Genomic DNA, 18,291 nt, shown 5'->3' with positions numbered 1-18,291 from the left:
ATGATATAGTAAAAATTGGGTTATGCTATTTATAATCCTTAAAAAAGATTATATTTTAAATTCACTTTACATAAAGGAGAGATTCAAATGGTAGAAGCTGTAGAAACGATGGACGGTTGGTATTCTTTACATGATATGCGTTCTGTTGACTGGATTTCTTGGAAACTTGCGTCTGAAGAAGAGCGTGAAGAAGCACTTGCTAGCTTCCATAAACTAATTGAAAAATGGGAAAAAGTAGAAGAAGGTAAAAACGGAAGCCATGCATTGTATACAGTTGTTGGCCAAAAAGCAGATCTTATGTTTATGTTCTTACGCCCAACAATGGAAGAATTAAATGAATTAGAAACAGAATTAAACAAATCAAAAATGGCGGAATTCCTTATCCCAGAACATTCCTATGTTTCCATTATTGAATTAGCAAAATATCGAAAATCAAAAGATGGTGTTGACCCAGAAACATTACCAGAAGTTCAAGCAAGATTAAAACCTATTTTACCTAAATGGGAACATATCTGTTTCTATCCGATGAATCGCCGTCGAATTGGTGAAGAAAACTGGTACACATTAGAAAGCGATGCTCGTGGTAAATTATTGTACGAACACAGCAAAACAGGCAGAAAATATGCTGGAAAAGTAAAACAATATATTACTGGTTCCATTGGTATCGATGACTGGGAATGGGGCGTTACGCTATTTGCACATGATCCATTAGAGTTCAAAAAAATCGTCTATGAAATGCGTTTTGATGAAGCGAGCTCACGCTATGGTGAATTCGGCTACTTCTTCGTAGGAAACATTTTGAAAAAAGAAGCTGTAGCAGCATTTTTACACGTTTAATAAAAGTTTAATGATTGGCAGACGGTATTCCCGCTGCCAATTTTTTTCTGCTAAAAATCCACTTTATAGAAAAAAATACTTTTTAAAGATAAATACCTCCCCCTCTTGTCATATCCCTTTTGCTTTCAACATACATATCTTTAATGGAACGACCATCATGATTTACAGAAATGAGGTGGGAAATTGGCTGTTGTTCCGATGACAGAAGAAAGTGTCAACCTCTTAGCCAGGTTAATTCGGGCTGAAGCAGAAGGTGACGGAAGACTTGGGATGCTAATGGTTGGAAATGTTGGAGTAAACCGTGTTATCGGGAACTGCCTTGATTTCAAAGGAATTCGGACGATACGAGATATGGTATTTCAAAGTCCAGGTGGTTTTGAAGCAACACAGAAAGGTTATTTTTACCAACGGGCACGAGAAGTAGATAAGGAACTAGCTAGAAAAGTAATGATGGGGATGGATTACCACCCTGCATCAAATGCCCTTTGGTTTTTTATGCCACCAGGAGCTTGCCCAGCACAATGGTTTGACCAATGGAATGTTGGCAGATATAAATCACACTGTTTCTATGCCCCCCTCCAGTCCGTATGTCCACAAGTTTACTAAATCATAAGGAGGTATTTTTTAATGAGTGAACATCAGTATTATGGAAATGAGCAACAAATGTATCCATATTTTTATTATCCAGCTTCATCTCCAGCATATTATCCAGCGACATATCATTATAGGCAATTTTCACAGCCCCAGGCTCAAACAGGGCAACCAGCAGCAAATCAAACGGGAGTAGATATACCAGGTATGTTGCCACCACAACAATCCTATATTGAAAATATCTTACGTCTGAACAGAGGGAAGCTTGCTACAGCTTATATGAGCTTTAATGGTACACAAAAGACTTTTAAAGGCGTTATCGAAGCAGCTGGAAGGGATCATATTATACTTAGTGATCCAGAAACGAAGAAACGTTACCTATTATTAATGGTTTATCTTGATTATGTCACGTTTAATGAACCACTTAATTATAGTTATCCATACAATAATCAAGGTCAAATGGCATCATACCCATCAAGATAAAGAAGATAGAAATAAAAAGGATAGCATCATGAATGATGCTATCCTTCTATAACTAAATTTGAGGCGATTTAAATGAGACATCCATATGAAAAATTCATACTCGGAGAACTTATATCGATTGGACTTGCTCTTTTGTTTGGGCTTATTGCACTGATTCGAGGCTCTTTTCCCCTACTAATGCTATCTCTTTTCCTTCTGGTCATTAGTCTTATTTGTACTGGAGTAATTTTTTTATATAGCAATCGATCTACTGAAGCAGGAAAACAAATTCTACGAGCAGCCATTCTGTTTCTCCTAATCATATATCTCATTATTCGCTAGAACCTCATTAGACAAATTTTGTAACAGCAATACCAAGACATACCCAACCAACTAAAAAGGTTACACCACCAAATGGGGTAATCATTGCTAACATTTTAACACCTGTTGTTGCATAAAGATATAAACTTCCAGAGAATAAGACAATACCGATGAAAAAGGCCCAACCTGCTGTCGTTAAACTTGCTGCTTCTATTTTCGCTGCAAGTATGCCAGTAACAAGTAATGCTAATGTATGAAACATCTGATAATTAACTGCTTTTTCCCAAATGGAGATCGCTTTATCAGATATTTTTCCTTCTAATCCATGTGCACCAAAAGCACCTAACGCAACAGCTAAAAATCCATTCACAATTCCAAATAACAAAAATAGCTTCATTTCTTATCTCTCTCCTGTTCCTTGCTAAATAATTTCTTTTTTAAAAATCAAAAATCGACGTGCCATTAGCTTCTTCCTGTTTTTCTTCCTCTTTTTCCGATTGAAGAAAGGAGGCATGCTTCTCGTTAGAGTGTTGATTCGTCCGTGACGATCCGAGCATGGTTTCCATTTCCTTTGCTGTTATTCTATGGTTATTGAACTTGGATTCTTGATTATTGCTTTTATATTGTGTATTTGAATCTAATAATAATTCACATAATAATTTAATACGTTCGATATGCTTTATAAAATTAGAATCACCATCATGACGGTTTGCTTGTTCCATTTCTTCCATCATTTTCTGTAAAATAAAGCTATTCTCAACTGCCATCATTCATACTCCTTTCTTCAAGTTTATGTACATTGCATTCAGTATAGCATGAACTGATTATCTTCACGAATTGAATGCATATGAAAATAGCTGATAAGATTATTGATCGTTTTATCCAATAAAAAAGGACGAATCCAAGCCCGCCCTGAATTTTTTTAATAGATTCATTTCAATTCATACATGTTTTTTAAACTGCTAAAACGAGGAACATGATTTTCTTTTAAACCTACCATAGGATAATAGTTTAGATCTAATATTTGCATGAATACGTGTACAGGGAGCTCCCTTTTTTGATAAATAATTGCTGTATAACCAAGCAAGGAATATCTTTTCATTTCTATTTAATTTTCTACCTAATTCCTGTTCCAATTCACTCTTCCATTGCAATAATGATTCCATCAACTATTCACCCCATGTTAAAAAATGTTATTTCTAATTGTAACCTCAAATCGTCATATGTTCAAGCAATATTCGGAATTTAACAAAAATACAACAAATCAAGTGACACATCGACAAAATATGATCATTTTCTATGGCAGCAATTTTCGTATGCTTGGTTCGTCGTATAACTTTAATCGCTTTTTAAAATGTTTCTTCATTGACAACAACTCTTTTAGAAAACAGTCGTCGTTACTAACGAAAAATGGTATAAAAAAAAATAAATTACCTCTTTTAATTTTATACATTTTTATGTATAATAATAAAGTGAAACTTCAATCAGTGGAGTTTTCTTCATCTCCAACTGACTGTTAGTTGAACAAATCGGGCTTTACTGACTGCTGATCCTCCACTTATAATTCTTGTGTATATCGAATTCTTGATATGGAGATCTTACAGCCAGTTAGTCTGCGATAAATATCTTATATTAAAGACATCAATAAATGATTTTTTAAGGGAGATTCTACATGAAAAAATATACAACGGCAGATCATTTACGTTTTATTATACCTTCTTTACTCGGTGTCCTTTTGTTTATGACTCCGATTAAGACAGATGATGGCTTTTCCATTGTAATTGCTCTATTAGCCAGTAAAGTTCAAGACTTATTAAAAGATGAATTATCTTTAATCATGATGATTATCATTATTCTTACAGCAATTATTACTATATTAGCTAAATTAATTGGTTCTAACAGATTAAAAGAATCATCCTTTTTTTACAAATTATTTTATGTGAGCCCATTTTGGACGCTCACCCGTATATTAGCTGCTGTTTTTGCAATCATGGTTTATTTCAAATTAGGTTCAGAGGCAATCTATGGTGAAAATACTGGACAACTTTTATTAGGTGATTTACTCCATGTATTGTTTTCTGTATTCTTATTTGCTGGGTTATTTTTACCACTGCTCACTAATTTTGGTTTGCTCGAATTAGTTGGTACATGGATGACGAAAATTATGCGTCCCTTATTTAAATTACCAGGACGTTCTGCCATAGATGCCTTAGCTTCTTGGATTGGTGATGGAACGATTGGTGTACTTCTGACTAGCAAGCAATACGAAGGTGGATTTTATACCAAACGAGAAGCAGCAGTAGTTGGAACAACCTTCTCGATTGTATCGATTACTTTTACATTAGTCATTATTGATTACGTTAATCTTGGACATATGTTTGTCTCGTTTTATTTAACCGTACTTCTTGCTGGATTTGTCGCTGCGATTATTATGCCACGGATCCCTCCATTGTCACGTAAAGAGAATACGTATGTTAAAAAGTCAATCAAACCTGTTGATGAATCCATTCCTTCTGAATACAATGCATTTTCCTATGGATATAAAAATGCAATCGAACGCGCGAAAAAAGAAAAAGGTATCAAACATTTTTTTAAAGAAGGTATCCAGAACGTTTTAGATATGTGGATGGGTGTTGCACCAATTGTCATGGCTTTTGGTCTGATTGCAGTAATGATCGCAGAATACACCCCATTCTTCCAATGGCTTGGAATGCCGTTTATCCCTTTGCTTGAATTGATGCAAGTTCCAGAAGCGGCCAAAGCATCAGAAACTTTGTTAATCGGTTTTGCAGATATGTTCCTACCAGCTGTTTTAGGAGCATCTATTGAAGCGGAAATGACAAGATTCATCATTGCTGCCCTTTCTGTCACTCAATTGATTTATATGTCGGAAGTTGGTGGATTATTACTCGGATCGAAAATTCCTGTATCATTTAAAGACTTATTTATCATCTTTATTCTCCGTACCATCATTACATTGCCGGTTATCGTACTAGTTGCACATATTTTATTTTAGAAAATGCCATTGTTTTAATTAACGAAAAAAACGCTTATCCATGATTATGGAATAAGCGTTTTTTTAGGCGCGATAGATACTAGGTTCAGTGACCGACCGAGTGATCTTCACATCAAAAAGGGTGCTGAAAACTCCTGTCAGTGACTAAATGACTGATCTTCAAACCAAAACGGGTGCTGAACACCCTTGTCAGTGACTAAATGATTGATCTTCACACCAAAACGGGTGCTGAACAATCTTGTCAGTGACCAAATGATTGAGCTCCAAATCAAAACGGGTGCTGAACACCCTTGTCAGTGACCAAATAACTGAGCTTCAACTCAAAACGGGCGCTGAGCACTCTTGTCAGTGACCAAATGATTGATCTCCACATCAAAATGGGCGCTCAATCTTGTGATGAATGCCTTATTTTCAATTTAACTGTTCCTGTCCATTGAGATTTACTTGCTTTTTCTTAGCAGTGGACGGCAACATATGGAAAATTATATTTAAGATGATTGCTGTAAAACTTCCAGCTACAATACCATTACTTGTTAAAATTTGTATACTTGTTGGAAGAACATGAAATATATCTGGTACAACTGTTACTCCCAGGCCCATTCCTACAGAACAAGCAACAATTAATGCATTTTCTTGCGAATCAAAAATCGTTTTAGAGAGCATCTTAATTCCTTGTGCAACAACCATTCCGAACATTGCTACCATTGCTCCGCCTAAAACCGATGGGGGAATAATGGTTGTAAGGGCAGCAATTTTAGGGAAGAATCCTAAAATAATTAACATAACACCGGTAATCCCAATGACCTTTCGCGAACGAACACCTGTCATTTGTACTAATCCCACATTTTGGGAAAAGGCTGTATATGGGAACGCATTGAAGATACCACCAAATACAATCGCTAGACCCTCTGCTCGGTATCCACGAACAAGATCTTTTTTGTGTAGATCTTTTTCACAAATATCACCAAGTGCAAAATAGACTCCTGTTGATTCAACGAGGGAAACCATCGCTACTAATATCATCGTAATAATCGCAGACCATTCAAATGTTGGTGTCCCAAAATAAAAAGGCTGGGCAACATGAAGAAGGGATGCTTCTTGAACTGGTGCAAAGTCAACTTTCCCCATAAATAATGCTGCAAATGTTCCACCAAGCATACCAATTAATATAGCAATAGATCGGATAAATCCGGTAGAGAACTTATATAATAAAATAATAAAAAATAAAGTGCCAAATGCTAAAAGAATATTGGAAAGAGAGCCGAAATCACTTGCGCCTTGTCCTCCCCCCATATTATGGATAGCTACAGGAATAAGTGTAATACCAATAATTGTTACAACAGAACCTGTTACAACTGGTGGGAAAAATTTAACAAGATGACCGAACAGTCGACTAATTAAAATAACAAAAACACCGGAAACGAGAATTGAACCATAAATTGCCGATATCCCATATTCATTTCCAATTGCAAGGATAGGACCTACTGCTGTAAACGTACATCCTAGGACAACAGGTAATCCAATTCCAATGACGTTACCACGCATAACTTGAAAGAGAGTGGCAACACCGCACATTAAAATATCAATAGATACAAGATAAGTTAATTGTTCAGAAGTAAGGCCAAGGCCATTACCAATAATAAGCGGAACAATCACTGCTCCTGCATACATTGCCAGTAGATGTTGCATTCCAAGAACCGTTAATTTCATGTTATTTTTCATTTGTTAACGGACTCCTCTGCAAAAACAACTCCCCCATTTACTAATGATTCAACAATTGCTAATGATTCCACCCGAAGTCCATTAGCACGTATTTCTTTACCACCCGTTTGGAATCCCTTTTCAATCACAATTCCTGCTCCAGCTACTTGTGCACCTGACTGTTTCACTAAGTCATTTAAACCTTTTAATGCCTGTCCGTTTGCTAAAAAGTCATCAATAAGTAAAACAACATCTTCTTCATGTAACATATCTTTTGAAACAGAAATATCATTCGATTCCTGTTTTGTAAACGAATAAACTGTTGCTGTTAATAAATTATCTGATAATGTTAGAGACTTCCTTTTTCTTGCAAAAATAACCGGCACATCTAAAATGAGCCCTGTCATCAATGCTGGGGCAATTCCAGATGATTCAATTGTCACGATTTTTGTGATTCCTGCATCTTTAAAACGAGCCGCAAACTCCTTCCCAATTTCCTGCATTAATTGTGGATCAATTTGATGGTTTAAAAATGTATCGACCTTCAGTACTGTGTCTGATAAAACGATTCCTTCCTTTTGAATCTTTTCTTTTAGCATTTTCATGTTGTTACTTCCCCTCTCCAGTTTCGGTCTTTAAATGTATTTTCTTACACTATGAATTCTTATTAAGTAAAACTTTAATCAGTGAATGTTTTCTTCTTTTCCCACTGATTGTTAGTTGAACCAATCGGATCTTTACTGGCTGTTGATCCTCCATTTATATTTCTTAAGGCTTCTAAGTCTTGAAGTGGAGGCCTTACAGCTAGTTAATCAACAATAAACATTCAAAAAAAGCCCTACAGACTGCTCCTAAATAATGGGATGAGCAATGTCCTAAGGCTTAAAAGTCTACTAAAAGGAAATAGATAGATATGAACATCTATCTAACAATGCCACCCATAGTCGGTTTGTTTTTGGCAAACCGGTAGAAACTCGCGAGCCATATTCTCGCCATTATATGAGTGTATTTATTTTTTATTTGAATGCTACCATTATAGCATTGTAATCATTTTTTGCAATGGAAATTATCACCGAATGTTTTACCTTATTCAGAATTAGACAGGCTACACTACTAAACTGTAATTCTAGAAAATGCATTTTTTAAAATAGTGGTCTTTCCTTCAATCATTGGCTGCCAAATCCCACGTACTGGTCGGCTTGATAAGATAAATACAATAGCTAATGACAATGCACCGAGCCCAACGACATCCAATAAACCATCTACTTTAAAAAGATTGGCCTGGCGAAAATATTGGATGAAAAAACCATGCAATAAATAAACATATGTCGTTTGCGATCCTATATGCGTCCATTTAAACCTTTTCGTTGGTACTAAAGAAAGTACACTGATTACCATAATGCTTGATGTAATATAAATAAAGAATCGAGCAAATCCACCATATTCTGGTGAACCTAAATCACTATACGATTTGGAAGCAAGTAACCATCCCGAATTAATATCTGGTGCATAATGAATAACAATAGCTGCTCCAATTAATATTCCAATAGAAATAACTTGCACTGCTTTTCCTTTTATTTTCATCAAATGATCTTTTGACAGCCAAAATCCAATCAAAAAGAATGGTAAAAAGACAAATGTTCGTGACAAACTAAAGGTATGACCGATTTTCCCAATATATCCAACCGACAATCCAATTAAAATAGCAATAAGTATACCATATACTGGTGGTATTCTTTTAAATATAATTAGAAGTATGTGCCAGCAAAATAAACTAAAGAGAAACCATAGCGACCAATGGGGGTAAAAAATACTGTCCATTAGCCAATCTTCCTTGCCAATTACAAAATAATAAATAGTATAAATGGCTTGAAAGATCAAATAGGGAATTAATAGCTTTTTAGCCAATTTCTTAATATATGTTATCGACCCTGAACCTTTAGCGAAAAATCCCGCCAAAAAGATAAATGCTGGCATGTGAAACGTGTACATCCACGTATACAATGTTTGTATTCCTGATGATGAATCTGTAAATGGTTGAATGATATGACCGAATACAACAAGGAAAATCAACAGTACTTTCACATTGTCAAAATACGCGTATCTTTCCATATCTCTCATCCTTTTAAAAATGATTCAAATGTTCATTCTTCTACTAGCATAAACCTTTTTTATCAAATTAGGTAGTTTTCATCAATCCTTAATGCAGATGTAAATAGGATGTAAGTAAAGTGTCATAATATAAAACCTTTGTAATAAACTTGAAAAAACAACACTATACCTAAATATATTAAATAAAAAGATAATTGTCGAGAAATACACATATAAAGTGAAACTTCAATCAGTGGGGATTTCTTTATCTCCCACTGATTGTTAGTTGAACGAATCGGGCCTTTACTGGCTGTTGATCCTCCGCTTATAATTCTTAAAGTATCTCGAATTTTTGATGTGGAGGTCTTACAGCCAGTTAATACGCGATAAAGTAAAAAAGCCTAGAGGATGAGAGCTTGTAAATGGTATAAAGGAGATTTTCTTAAAATTATTTCGCTTTTTTCTTTGTTGTTCGTCTTTTTGGTTGACGTGGTTTCGGTTTGTCTTTCTTCGCCTTTTCCAATGAGGCTTGAAGTACTTCCATTAAGTCTGTTACATTGTCTGGTTTTTTTGCTTTATCTTTCCCTGTTACAACTTCTGCGTTTCCTTTCTTCTCCTCGATTAATTTGATTAATTCAGTGCGATATTCGTCTTCGTATTTCTTTGGATCAAATGTTGTTGTTAATTGGTCAATTAACAACTTTGCTGTATCTAATTCCTTTTTCCCTGTTTCTACTTCTTCTGGAACATTGGGAACATCACGAACTTGCCTTACTTCATCAGGAAAATGAATTGTTTCTACAACAATTGTATTTTCGTAAATTCGAATGACGGCAAGACGTTCTTTCGAGCGAATCATCATTTTTGCAACACCTATTTTCCCTGTTTCCCGAAGTGCCGAACGAAGGAGTCCATATGCTTTTACTCCCCCCTCATTTGGTGATAAATAATAACTCTTATCAAAATAAATGGGATCGATTTCTTCTAATTTTACGAAATCAATAATTTCCACCGCTTTATCTGTTTGCTCTTTCTGAATCGCTTTTAGATCATCTTCCTCTAAAATGACAAATTTATTTTTGACATATTCATATGCTTTTACAATTTCGTCTTGTTCTACCTCTCGTTCACAGACAGGACATGTCTTTTTATATTGAATCGGGGACTCACATTCTTTATGCAACTGTCGTAATGGGATATTTTTATTTTCTGTTGCTGCATGCATTTTTACCGGAATATTTACTAGGCCAAAACTGATTGTTCCTTTCCACATCGTATGCATTGTCTTATCTCCTTTCCATATTTCTTAATTAGTTTATTTTTGGGTTAGCGTTCCACTTTATCTTTATTTTATCCGAGATGACAAATGATTATTTTTTAAAAATCGAGATATCTTAACATAGAAAGGAGCTTTCAAACAATGGACATTATGAAGCCAATTGCTACAGAACTTGCCCCCACTGGAGATGAATGGTGTTATGAAGTAAAATATGATGGGTTTCGCTGTGTATTAGTATGGACAAAGGATAGTATCCAACTACTCAGTAAACGAGAACATGATTTAACCAATCAATTTTCAGAAATTATCGCATTTTGCAAGAAACATGAACAGACATTTTCTGCCTATTTACCACTTATTTTCGATGGAGAATTAGTCATTTTAAACCAAGCCTATCAAGCTAATTTTCCCCTTATACAAACAAGGGGTCGAATGAAAAGACAAGAAAAAATTCAACAAGAAGCAAACAAAAGACCTGCCACATTAATGGTTTTTGACTGTTTACAAGAAAAGGGAAAAGATACGTTGCAATTACCTTATATAAAACGAAGACAACGATTGGAAGATATATTTTCATTATCTCCTCATACATATCCTTGTCTTTTACAATTGGTGGAAGTATTTGAGAATGTAGAAGCCTGTCAAAAGCTTGTATTTGATTATAAAGGAGAGGGAGTTATTGCAAAACGGAAAAGGAGTATCTACAAAAAAGGAAAAAATCATCGAGATTGGTTAAAAATAAAGAATTGGCGCATCATTCAAGGAATCCTTACTGCATATGATCATAAAAATGATTATTTCACAGTTTCCGTATATGATGATAGCCATACAACCCTCATTCCAATTGGAAAATGTAAACACGGGCTAACAAAATCTGTTCACCACGTATTACGAGACTTTTTCCAAGAAAATGGAGAAAAGGTGAATTCTGTATACACACTTCCACCTACAACTTGTGCACGGATTCGTACACTTGACCTACACCAGCATGAATTACGCGAACCTGAATTCGAGCAACTTACTCCTGAAATAGATGCTAAACAATGTACAATCACAAAGTTAAAAGAAGATATGGCTATGTTTCCTAAACATGTAAATATAACAAGTCTTGATAAAACCTATTGGCTAGAGTTACATCTAACCAAACGAGATTATCTTGTTTATTTACGGGAGATTTCACCCTTTATGTTACGATTTTTCCACAAAAAAGCAGTGACACTTATCCGTTGTCCAGATGGTGTCCATGGAGAAATTTTTTTTCAAAAGCATGCAAGAGAATCCACACCAGAGCATATTACAAAGCATGTTATTGATGAAGAAGTGTTTATTATTTGTGACTCATTAGAAGCATTACTGAGCCTAGGGAATCAAGCAGCAATCGAATATCATCTTCCCTTTCAAACTGTGACATCTGATACCCCTAATGAAATCGTATTTGATTTAGATCCGCCAAGCCGCGAATCATTCCATTTAGCAATTGAGGCGGCAATCAATATTAAACAATTATTAGATTCATTTCAATTACTATCATTTATTAAAACATCTGGAAACAAAGGATTACAAATCCATATCCCCCTTCCTGAAAATAGTCTGACCTATGAAGACACAGCCATTTTTACAAAAGCAATTGCTTGGACAGTTGAAAAAAAGCATCCTAATTTATTCACAACCGAAAGAATGAAAAATAAACGTAATGGCAGACTCTATCTGGATTATGTTCAACACGGGAAAGACAAAACAATTATTGCGCCCTATTCAGCAAGAAAGACGATGGATGCGACAGTCGCCACCCCATTATTTTGGGAAGAAGTAAATGAAGATTTACACCCAAAACAATTTACCATAAAGAATGTTGTGGAACGTGTAAAGAGATTAGGCTGTCCATTTGCTAGTTATAATCAGGCACGCAAGAAACAACCTTGGGAAAGGCTATTAGAAATAGTAAGAAGTGATTGATATGTAAAAACCGCCCTTTAGGTAGTGACCCCACCTTCTTAGGACGGTTTTATTTTTATCCATTAAATAGCCAATTGGTCATCTTCGAATGTTCTTGATTTATCATTATATTCGTTTATATTTAGTTTATTTAATACACGTGCAGTTAATGTACCGCTTAGGATACTATCATTTACGTTAATTGCGGTTCTTCCCATATCAATTAATGCCTCAATGGAAATTAGTACCCCAGCAAGGGCAACTGGAAGCCCCATAGAAGAGAGAACGATTAATGCGGCAAATGTTGCACCGCCACCTACTCCAGCAACACCGAATGAACTAATTCCGATAATCAATACTAACTTTACAATAAATTCGGGTGCTAATGGGTCAATCCCTACAGAAGGTGCAATCATCACGGCTAACATGGCAGGATAAAACCCGGCACATCCATTTTGCCCAATAGTAGCACCAAACGATGCTGCCATATTAGCAATTCCTGGTTCAACACCGAGTGACTTCTGTTGCACTTGGCTTGTTAATGGAATAGTTCCTGCACTGGAGCGAGATGTAAAGGCAAATCCAAGAACAGGCAATGATTTTCGAATAAATGTAATTGGATTTAAGCCAAATAATCCAACCAAGATTAAGTGGAATAATAAGATAGCCGCTAATCCGACATAAGAGGCAATCACAAATTTACCTAATTCCATAATCCCTGCGACATTAGTCTTCGCAACGGTCGTTGCCATTAATGCTAAAATTCCAAATGGTGTTAAACGTAAGACCAAGGTAACAATTCGCATCACAACGGCATAAACAGCATTTACCATTTTCGTAAACATCTCTGCTTGTTCTGGTTTTTTCCTGCGTAAACCAAGAACAGCAATTCCAACAATCATAGAGAAGATGACAACAGAAATAACGGATGTTGGTCGTTCTCCGGTCATATCAAGAAAAATATTTGCTGGAATAAAACTGAGTATTTTTTGAGGTGCTGATGTGTCCTCCACCTCTGTTAATGTTTCTTCCATCATAACACCGCGTTCTTGTTCTGCATCACCTGTTTCAATTTGTTCCGCATCTAAATTAAATAAAGTGGATGTTCCAATTCCAATTAATGCAGCAACCATTGCCGTAGAAATTAGAAATCCAATAATCCACACCGATATTTTCCCTAAGTCCTTCGATTTTTCCATATTAATAATCGATTGAATAATGGAAACCATGACTAATGGCACAACAATCATCATTAAGAAACGAATATACCCACTTCCAACGACACTGTACCAATCTACTGTTTTCGCTAAGACTTCTGAATCGGCTCCATATATATATTGTAATAATGCACCAAGAATGATTCCAACACCTAAACCTGTAAATACACGCTTTGTAAATGATTTATGTGTTTTCTGCATATAAATTAACACACCGATGAAAAATAATAAAACAGCCACATTTACAATAATTAAAAAAGTATCCACAACGCCTTCCCCCTTTATAATAATCTTATTAAAACAGTACCAGATGTATTTCAGTTATCTCACTTTATCGTATACATATTCATTTTTATTAAATGAATTAATCCGATAAACTTACTACGAATTATAATATACATAAATTTAAAAGAAATATCAACCATATAAAGCGAAAAAAAATAAAAAAGACTTGAAATACTTTTATCCATCTTCCGACAAATGAAACTTTTTAGCCTTTTGATTCGTAGTAATAGATAGGGATCAATCTCACGAAAGGAAGAATGCCATGAGACAAACAATTCCAACCTATATAGACAACTTTCAACTACTACAGAAAAAATGCAGATGGAAAATGAATAAGAAAACCAAAATGATTATTGCATCTATTTACGCGATGAATCGACAACATTTTCATATCAACCATTTTATAGAAATTGCAGATACTATAAAAAAAGAAGCAGGATTTTTTTCCCCTTTAAAAGGAGAAACAAGATATATGATAGCGGCAACGCTTGATGTAAATTTTGCAGAGCCAATCGACGCTGTTTCTTTATTATTCAAGTCCTACAAGGATCTGATTCAAGCCAAATTCAAAAGAGGATCATATACATATATTGCTGCTGCCATTTTATTAACAAGTCATAACGAGGAAGAGAATAAAATGGCGTGGATTTCACAAGCAAAACAAATGTATGACCAAATGCAGAAAGGACATCGTTTTCTAACTTCCCATGAAGATTATCCATTAGCCGTACTACTTGCTTCTAAGGATAATAAAGAAGTAATGGAGCGAGCAGAAACATTTTATCAACTTTTAAATAAAAATGGTTTTCGAAAAGGAAATAATCTACAATGTACGAGTCATATTCTAGCATTAGAGAAGGAACACGATGTAGATACACTTGTCCACCAGGTTATCCATGTGTTTGATGCATTTCGAAGAGTTCGCTTTAAACAAAAACCCATGTACTACCCAATTATGGGAATGCTTGCACTGCTCCCTCCTGAATCCTTCCAAATAGAAGATATTGTGAAAACTTATAAATCATTAAAGAAAGTAAAAGATTTTAAATGGGAAAAGGACTTAAATATTATTCTTGCTGCAAGTTTTTTTATGAAAGAAGAGTTATCCATTTCAGCCTTAACAGAAACAACTTTATTCACTACACTAGAAGCAATCCTTCAAGTCCAACAAGCAGTGATGATTAGTACGGTTGCTGCTGCTACCATTTCCTCGAGTGGCGCTAGTGACTAAACTTAAGAGAAAAGAGAGATAAACAAATATACTTGTTTATCTCTCTTCCTATTTTCACTCCGCCTCGTCTAATAATTCTTTTAAAATAACAGCCTGGTTGTGTATCGTATCTTTTGCTCCGTACAATAAGGTAATTTGATTGTCTTTATTGTTACAGATTTCTTTTAGCTCTTGCAATGCTTTCCTTTGTTTTGGATTACTTTTTAATTCGTCTATATATGCTTCCTTAAAAGCTGGGAATTTTTTTGGATCATGGTTAAAACCTTTTCGTAATTCGGTTGTTGGACCGATTTCTTTTAACCAGTAATCAAGCATGGCCGCTTTTTTTGATATACCTCGGGGCCAAAGGCGATCTACCAAAATACGTAAACCATCTACATCGCTCGGCTTTTCATATATGCGTTTCAATTGAATAGACATCAAATTCCTCCCTGATATCTATTTTACCGTATTTACTTGGCTTTTTGTTTCTCTGCCTGATGCAAACCAACCAATTACGGCAACTCCAACTAATACGGCATAGAAAATAATTTTCCATAATGTTGAATGTGGAAATGCCTCTGGAATGAGTGCGATATCTTTATGTGCTAAAACAAGAAGTGCTAATTTCACACCAACCCAACCAACAATAACAAAGGCAGCAATTTCTAAGCCTGGCTTTTTATTTAGTAATTCAACAAACACATTTGCAGCAAATCGCATAATAATTAATCCAATCATACCACCTGCTAACACAACGAGGAATTGACCTGTATCAAGGCTTCCAACTTGCCCCAATCCTGTAGCAGGAAGTGCAACAGCTAAAGCAACCGCAGCTAAAATTGAATCAACCGCAAATGCTAAATCTGCTAATTCTACCTTTGCTACCGTCATCCAAAAACTACCTTTAGATACTTCTGTTGGCGGTTCTTCTGTCGGTAGCTCCTCTATATCTTTTTCCTTTTTACCCAATTTAATATAGAGATGTCGAATAGACATGAGGAGTAAATATGCTGCCCCAATTGCTTGTACCCACCATACTTCAACTAGAAATGAGATAATAAATAAAGACCCGAACCGTAGTACAAACGCCCCCAATAAACCATAAAATAATGCTTTTTTACGTTGAACTTTTGGTAAATGTTTTACCATGATGGCGAGTACGAGCGCATTATCTGCTGCAAGTAACCCTTCCAAACCGACTAATATAAGTAATACCCAAAAATACTCCAAAAACAATTGTGCATCCAATCGAATCACTCCTTTAATTTTTTCTATATGAAGTGAATTTACATTACTTAAAAGCTTTTTCTCCTATTATGTCACTTTTCAAATATGAATATGTAGGATTAAAAAAGGCCTTTACCCATATTGGTAAAGACCTTACAAAAAGACCTCTACCAACAATGGTAAAGGTCTCGCTAACAACGTTCATTGCCAGCTCAAGCCGGAGAAATATCCTCGTAATGACGACTTAAACTGTACAGCTACTCCCCTTTAGGAATGCTATTCACTTAATTATATTAAACATGCTTTTTCAATAAATGTCAATAGTTATACAAAAAATACATCATTTCATCTATTTGATATTCTTTAAAATCTGATCAAATCGTTGCTCAATTGCGCCTTTTAAAGAAGTTAATCTTATTTTACTTTCTTCTTTACTTTTTCCGCTGACACCATAGTAACATTTTATTTTTGGTTCTGTTCCTGATGGACGTAAACATAGCCAATTATTATTTTCTAATATATATTTAATCGTATTTTCTTTTGGCAAATCCAATGTTTCTTGTCTTTCTTCTGGGAGTATCTTTCGCTCACCCACTAGATAATCTTCTATTTTCTCCACTTGAAGAGAGGCAATTTCTGTAAACGGATTATCTCGCACATCATTCATGATTGCTTCAATCTGCTTCGTACCACTTACACCCTCTAATGTGATTGATGTCATGTCTTCTACATGGAACCTATGTTTTTCATATAAATCTTCTAATACATCTAATAATGTTTTCCCTTGTCTTTTCCAAAACTCCGCCATTTCACAGGCCATAACAGCTGCTTGGATGGCATCTTTATCTCGAACAAATCCACTAAATAAATAGCCGTAACTTTCTTCAAAGCCGAATAAATATGTTTCACCAGTTTCATCATATTGACGGATTTCATCAGCTATATATTTAAATCCTGTTAACGTATTGACTACTTCTACACCATACGATTCCGCAACAGAGGTTGCAAGTTCCGTGGTCACGATTGTTTTTAAAATGCGTCCGTTTTTTAAAAATATAGGATCTGTATGGGTTAAAATATAATCAATAAACAGACAACCTAGTTGGTTTCCAGTTAAAACTGTATATGTTCCTGCTTTGTTTTTTACTGCTACCCCTAAACGATCTGCGTCTGGATCTGTTGCTAATAAAATATCAGCATCCACTTTATATCCCTTTTCCATTGCTAACTGAAATGCTTGATGTTCTTCTGGATTCGGTGATTCAACCGTTTTAAATTCCGGATCAGAAATGATTTGTTCTTCTACAACATGGACCTCTGGAAAATGAAAAACATCGAGACCACGCCTTACTAAATCATATGCTGTCCCATGTAGTGGGGTAAAGACAATCTTTAAATCCCTTTTCGTTTGGAATACATCATTTGGTTGCCTTGTTATTTGAACAAATTCTTGTAAATAAGCATCATCTACTTCATTTTCTACCCAAATCAATAATTCTTTTTCTTCCAATTCTATTTCTGAAAGAATAGGGACTTTTAATTCATTATCAAGTTTTTGAATTTCTTGCATTACTTCATTTGCCTCTTCTGGAATTAGTTGTCCACCATCTTCATTATAAACCTTCAAACCATTATACTCTGGTGGATTATGACTTGCAGTAATCATCACACCTGCAACCGTACCAAAATATCGAACAGCATAGGATAATAATGGTGTTGGGCGAATGGATGTAAATACGTATGTTTTTATACCAAATACACCAAGTGTTTTAGCTGTCTCTATGGCGAATTCCTTTGACATATATCGATTATCATAAGCTATAACAACACCACGATCTTTTACATTCACACAGTTAGCCAATAAATAATGTGCTAATCCGTGGATAACCTTTCGGATTGTATATATATTTAAACGATTGGTTCCTGCTCCAACGACTCCACGAATACCACCTGTACCAAATGTTAAATCTTTATGAAATAATTCCTGTAATTTCTCTTCATTGTATTGAATGGATTGTAATTCCTTTTTTAAAGGTGGGTGAAGTTGTTCATTGCCTATCCATTTTTCATAGGCCTTTTTCCAAATATTCATGCCAAGTTTCCCCCAGCGTCTATA

General features: G+C 35.2%; 16 protein-coding genes and 1 riboswitch. Of the genes, 6 read left to right on the top strand and 10 right to left on the bottom strand.

All coding sequences use genetic code 11. From position 1 onward, the window contains the following. Positions 1 to 87 precede the first annotated feature (87 nt). From hemQ to gerQ, 3 genes are all read left to right on the top strand, one after another. Positions 88 to 837, top strand: coding sequence for a hydrogen peroxide-dependent heme synthase (gene hemQ, locus FHP05_RS04210; protein ID WP_147665996.1), 750 nt, complete (start codon positions 88 to 90; stop codon positions 835 to 837). A gap of 183 nt (positions 838 to 1,020) precedes the next feature. Further along, the gene (locus tag FHP05_RS04205) at positions 1,021 to 1,443 is read left to right on the top strand and encodes a cell wall hydrolase (RefSeq protein WP_147665995.1); all 423 of its coding nucleotides are present in this window, start codon (positions 1,021 to 1,023) and stop codon (positions 1,441 to 1,443) included. A gap of 21 nt (positions 1,444 to 1,464) precedes the next feature. Next, positions 1,465 to 1,911, top strand: a complete 447-nt coding sequence (gene gerQ, locus FHP05_RS04200; protein WP_147665994.1) for a spore coat protein GerQ — start codon at positions 1,465 to 1,467, stop codon at positions 1,909 to 1,911. Between the two features lie 328 nt (positions 1,912 to 2,239). On the opposite strand, the gene FHP05_RS04195 is transcribed toward gerQ, so the two are convergent. Next, the gene (locus FHP05_RS04195; RefSeq protein ID WP_147665993.1) at positions 2,240 to 2,608 is read right to left on the bottom strand and encodes a DUF423 domain-containing protein; all 369 of its coding nucleotides are present in this window, start codon (positions 2,606 to 2,608) and stop codon (positions 2,240 to 2,242) included. Between the two features lie 40 nt (positions 2,609 to 2,648). Continuing rightward, positions 2,649 to 2,978 (bottom strand): DUF5327 family protein, encoded by a 330-nt coding sequence (locus FHP05_RS04190; RefSeq protein WP_147665992.1) that lies wholly within the window; start codon positions 2,976 to 2,978, stop codon positions 2,649 to 2,651. Between the two features lie 905 nt (positions 2,979 to 3,883). Between FHP05_RS04190 and FHP05_RS04185 the strand changes: the two genes are divergently transcribed. Continuing rightward, complete coding sequence (locus FHP05_RS04185) at positions 3,884 to 5,227, top strand: YjiH family protein (protein ID WP_147665991.1); 1,344 nt, start codon at positions 3,884 to 3,886, stop codon at positions 5,225 to 5,227. 411 nt (positions 5,228 to 5,638) lie between these two features. Here FHP05_RS04185 and FHP05_RS04180 read toward each other — a convergent pair whose 3' ends face one another. From FHP05_RS04180 to ku, 4 genes are all read right to left on the bottom strand, one after another. After that, positions 5,639 to 6,949 carry a nucleobase:cation symporter-2 family protein gene (locus FHP05_RS04180; RefSeq protein WP_191126229.1) on the bottom strand — a complete coding sequence of 437 codons (1,311 nt, stop codon included), beginning with the start codon at positions 6,947 to 6,949 and terminating at the stop codon, positions 5,639 to 5,641. Beyond that, the gene (locus tag FHP05_RS04175; RefSeq protein ID WP_147665990.1) at positions 6,946 to 7,533 is read right to left on the bottom strand and encodes a xanthine phosphoribosyltransferase; all 588 of its coding nucleotides are present in this window, start codon (positions 7,531 to 7,533) and stop codon (positions 6,946 to 6,948) included. The genes FHP05_RS04180 and FHP05_RS04175 overlap by 4 nt, the downstream gene beginning before the upstream one ends. Before the next feature lie 316 nt (positions 7,534 to 7,849). Further along, a riboswitch (purine riboswitch) is annotated at positions 7,850 to 7,951 on the bottom strand. A gap of 90 nt (positions 7,952 to 8,041) precedes the next feature. After that, positions 8,042 to 9,040: an acyltransferase family protein gene (locus tag FHP05_RS04170; protein ID WP_147665989.1), complete on the bottom strand. Its 999-nt coding sequence runs from the start codon at positions 9,038 to 9,040 to the stop codon at positions 8,042 to 8,044. A 427-nt stretch (positions 9,041 to 9,467) separates the two neighbouring features. Beyond that, positions 9,468 to 10,301 carry a non-homologous end joining protein Ku gene (ku, locus tag FHP05_RS04165; protein ID WP_147665988.1) on the bottom strand — a complete coding sequence of 278 codons (834 nt, stop codon included), beginning with the start codon at positions 10,299 to 10,301 and terminating at the stop codon, positions 9,468 to 9,470. Positions 10,302 to 10,439: 138 nt separating this feature from the next. Between ku and FHP05_RS04160 the strand changes: the two genes are divergently transcribed. Further along, positions 10,440 to 12,254, top strand: coding sequence for a DNA ligase D (locus FHP05_RS04160; RefSeq protein WP_147665987.1), 1,815 nt, complete (start codon positions 10,440 to 10,442; stop codon positions 12,252 to 12,254). A gap of 62 nt (positions 12,255 to 12,316) precedes the next feature. On the opposite strand, the gene FHP05_RS04155 is transcribed toward FHP05_RS04160, so the two are convergent. Then, the gene (locus FHP05_RS04155) at positions 12,317 to 13,717 is read right to left on the bottom strand and encodes an L-cystine transporter (RefSeq protein WP_147665986.1); all 1,401 of its coding nucleotides are present in this window, start codon (positions 13,715 to 13,717) and stop codon (positions 12,317 to 12,319) included. A gap of 280 nt (positions 13,718 to 13,997) precedes the next feature. On the opposite strand from FHP05_RS04155, the gene FHP05_RS04150 reads away from it, so the two are divergent. Further along, a complete protein-coding gene (locus FHP05_RS04150) occupies positions 13,998 to 14,966 on the top strand; it encodes a DUF4003 family protein (protein ID WP_147665985.1) in 969 nt (322 codons plus the stop codon). Between the two features lie 54 nt (positions 14,967 to 15,020). Here the strand turns inward: FHP05_RS04150 and FHP05_RS04145 are convergent, their stop codons facing one another. From FHP05_RS04145 to FHP05_RS04135, 3 genes are all read right to left on the bottom strand, one after another. After that, positions 15,021 to 15,386, bottom strand: a complete 366-nt coding sequence (locus tag FHP05_RS04145; RefSeq protein WP_191126228.1) for a DUF488 domain-containing protein — start codon at positions 15,384 to 15,386, stop codon at positions 15,021 to 15,023. Between the two features lie 18 nt (positions 15,387 to 15,404). Next, positions 15,405 to 16,196 (bottom strand): TerC family protein, encoded by a 792-nt coding sequence (locus tag FHP05_RS04140; protein ID WP_147665983.1) that lies wholly within the window; start codon positions 16,194 to 16,196, stop codon positions 15,405 to 15,407. 328 nt (positions 16,197 to 16,524) lie between these two features. Then, positions 16,525 to 18,267: a phospho-sugar mutase gene (locus FHP05_RS04135; protein ID WP_147665982.1), complete on the bottom strand. Its 1,743-nt coding sequence runs from the start codon at positions 18,265 to 18,267 to the stop codon at positions 16,525 to 16,527. Positions 18,268 to 18,291 lie beyond the last annotated feature (24 nt).

Source organism: Cerasibacillus terrae, assembly GCF_008039555.1.
Classification (GTDB): domain Bacteria; phylum Bacillota; class Bacilli; order Bacillales; family Amphibacillaceae; genus Cerasibacillus; species Cerasibacillus terrae.
The sequence above is the reverse complement of the archived record's forward strand: the minus strand, read 5'-3'. Positions and strand labels throughout refer to the sequence as shown.

Coding starts and splice junctions, on each gene's coding strand:
- hemQ (WP_147665996.1), top strand. CDS start 88: ATGGTAGAAGCTGTAGAAACGATGGACGGTTGGTATTCTTTACATGAT.
- gerQ (WP_147665994.1), top strand. CDS start 1,465: ATGAGTGAACATCAGTATTATGGAAATGAGCAACAAATGTATCCATAT.
- FHP05_RS04195 (WP_147665993.1), bottom strand. CDS start 2,608: ATGAAGCTATTTTTGTTATTTGGAATTGTGAATGGATTTTTAGCTGTT.
- FHP05_RS04190 (WP_147665992.1), bottom strand. CDS start 2,978: ATGGCAGTTGAGAATAGCTTTATTTTACAGAAAATGATGGAAGAAATG.
- FHP05_RS04185 (WP_147665991.1), top strand. CDS start 3,884: ATGAAAAAATATACAACGGCAGATCATTTACGTTTTATTATACCTTCT.
- FHP05_RS04180 (WP_191126229.1), bottom strand. CDS start 6,949: ATGAAAAATAACATGAAATTAACGGTTCTTGGAATGCAACATCTACTG.
- FHP05_RS04175 (WP_147665990.1), bottom strand. CDS start 7,533: ATGAAAATGCTAAAAGAAAAGATTCAAAAGGAAGGAATCGTTTTATCA.
- FHP05_RS04170 (WP_147665989.1), bottom strand. CDS start 9,040: ATGGAAAGATACGCGTATTTTGACAATGTGAAAGTACTGTTGATTTTC.
- ku (WP_147665988.1), bottom strand. CDS start 10,301: ATGCATACGATGTGGAAAGGAACAATCAGTTTTGGCCTAGTAAATATT.
- FHP05_RS04160 (WP_147665987.1), top strand. CDS start 10,440: ATGGACATTATGAAGCCAATTGCTACAGAACTTGCCCCCACTGGAGAT.
- FHP05_RS04150 (WP_147665985.1), top strand. CDS start 13,998: ATGAGACAAACAATTCCAACCTATATAGACAACTTTCAACTACTACAG.
- FHP05_RS04145 (WP_191126228.1), bottom strand. CDS start 15,386: ATGTCTATTCAATTGAAACGCATATATGAAAAGCCGAGCGATGTAGAT.
- FHP05_RS04135 (WP_147665982.1), bottom strand. CDS start 18,267: ATGAATATTTGGAAAAAGGCCTATGAAAAATGGATAGGCAATGAACAA.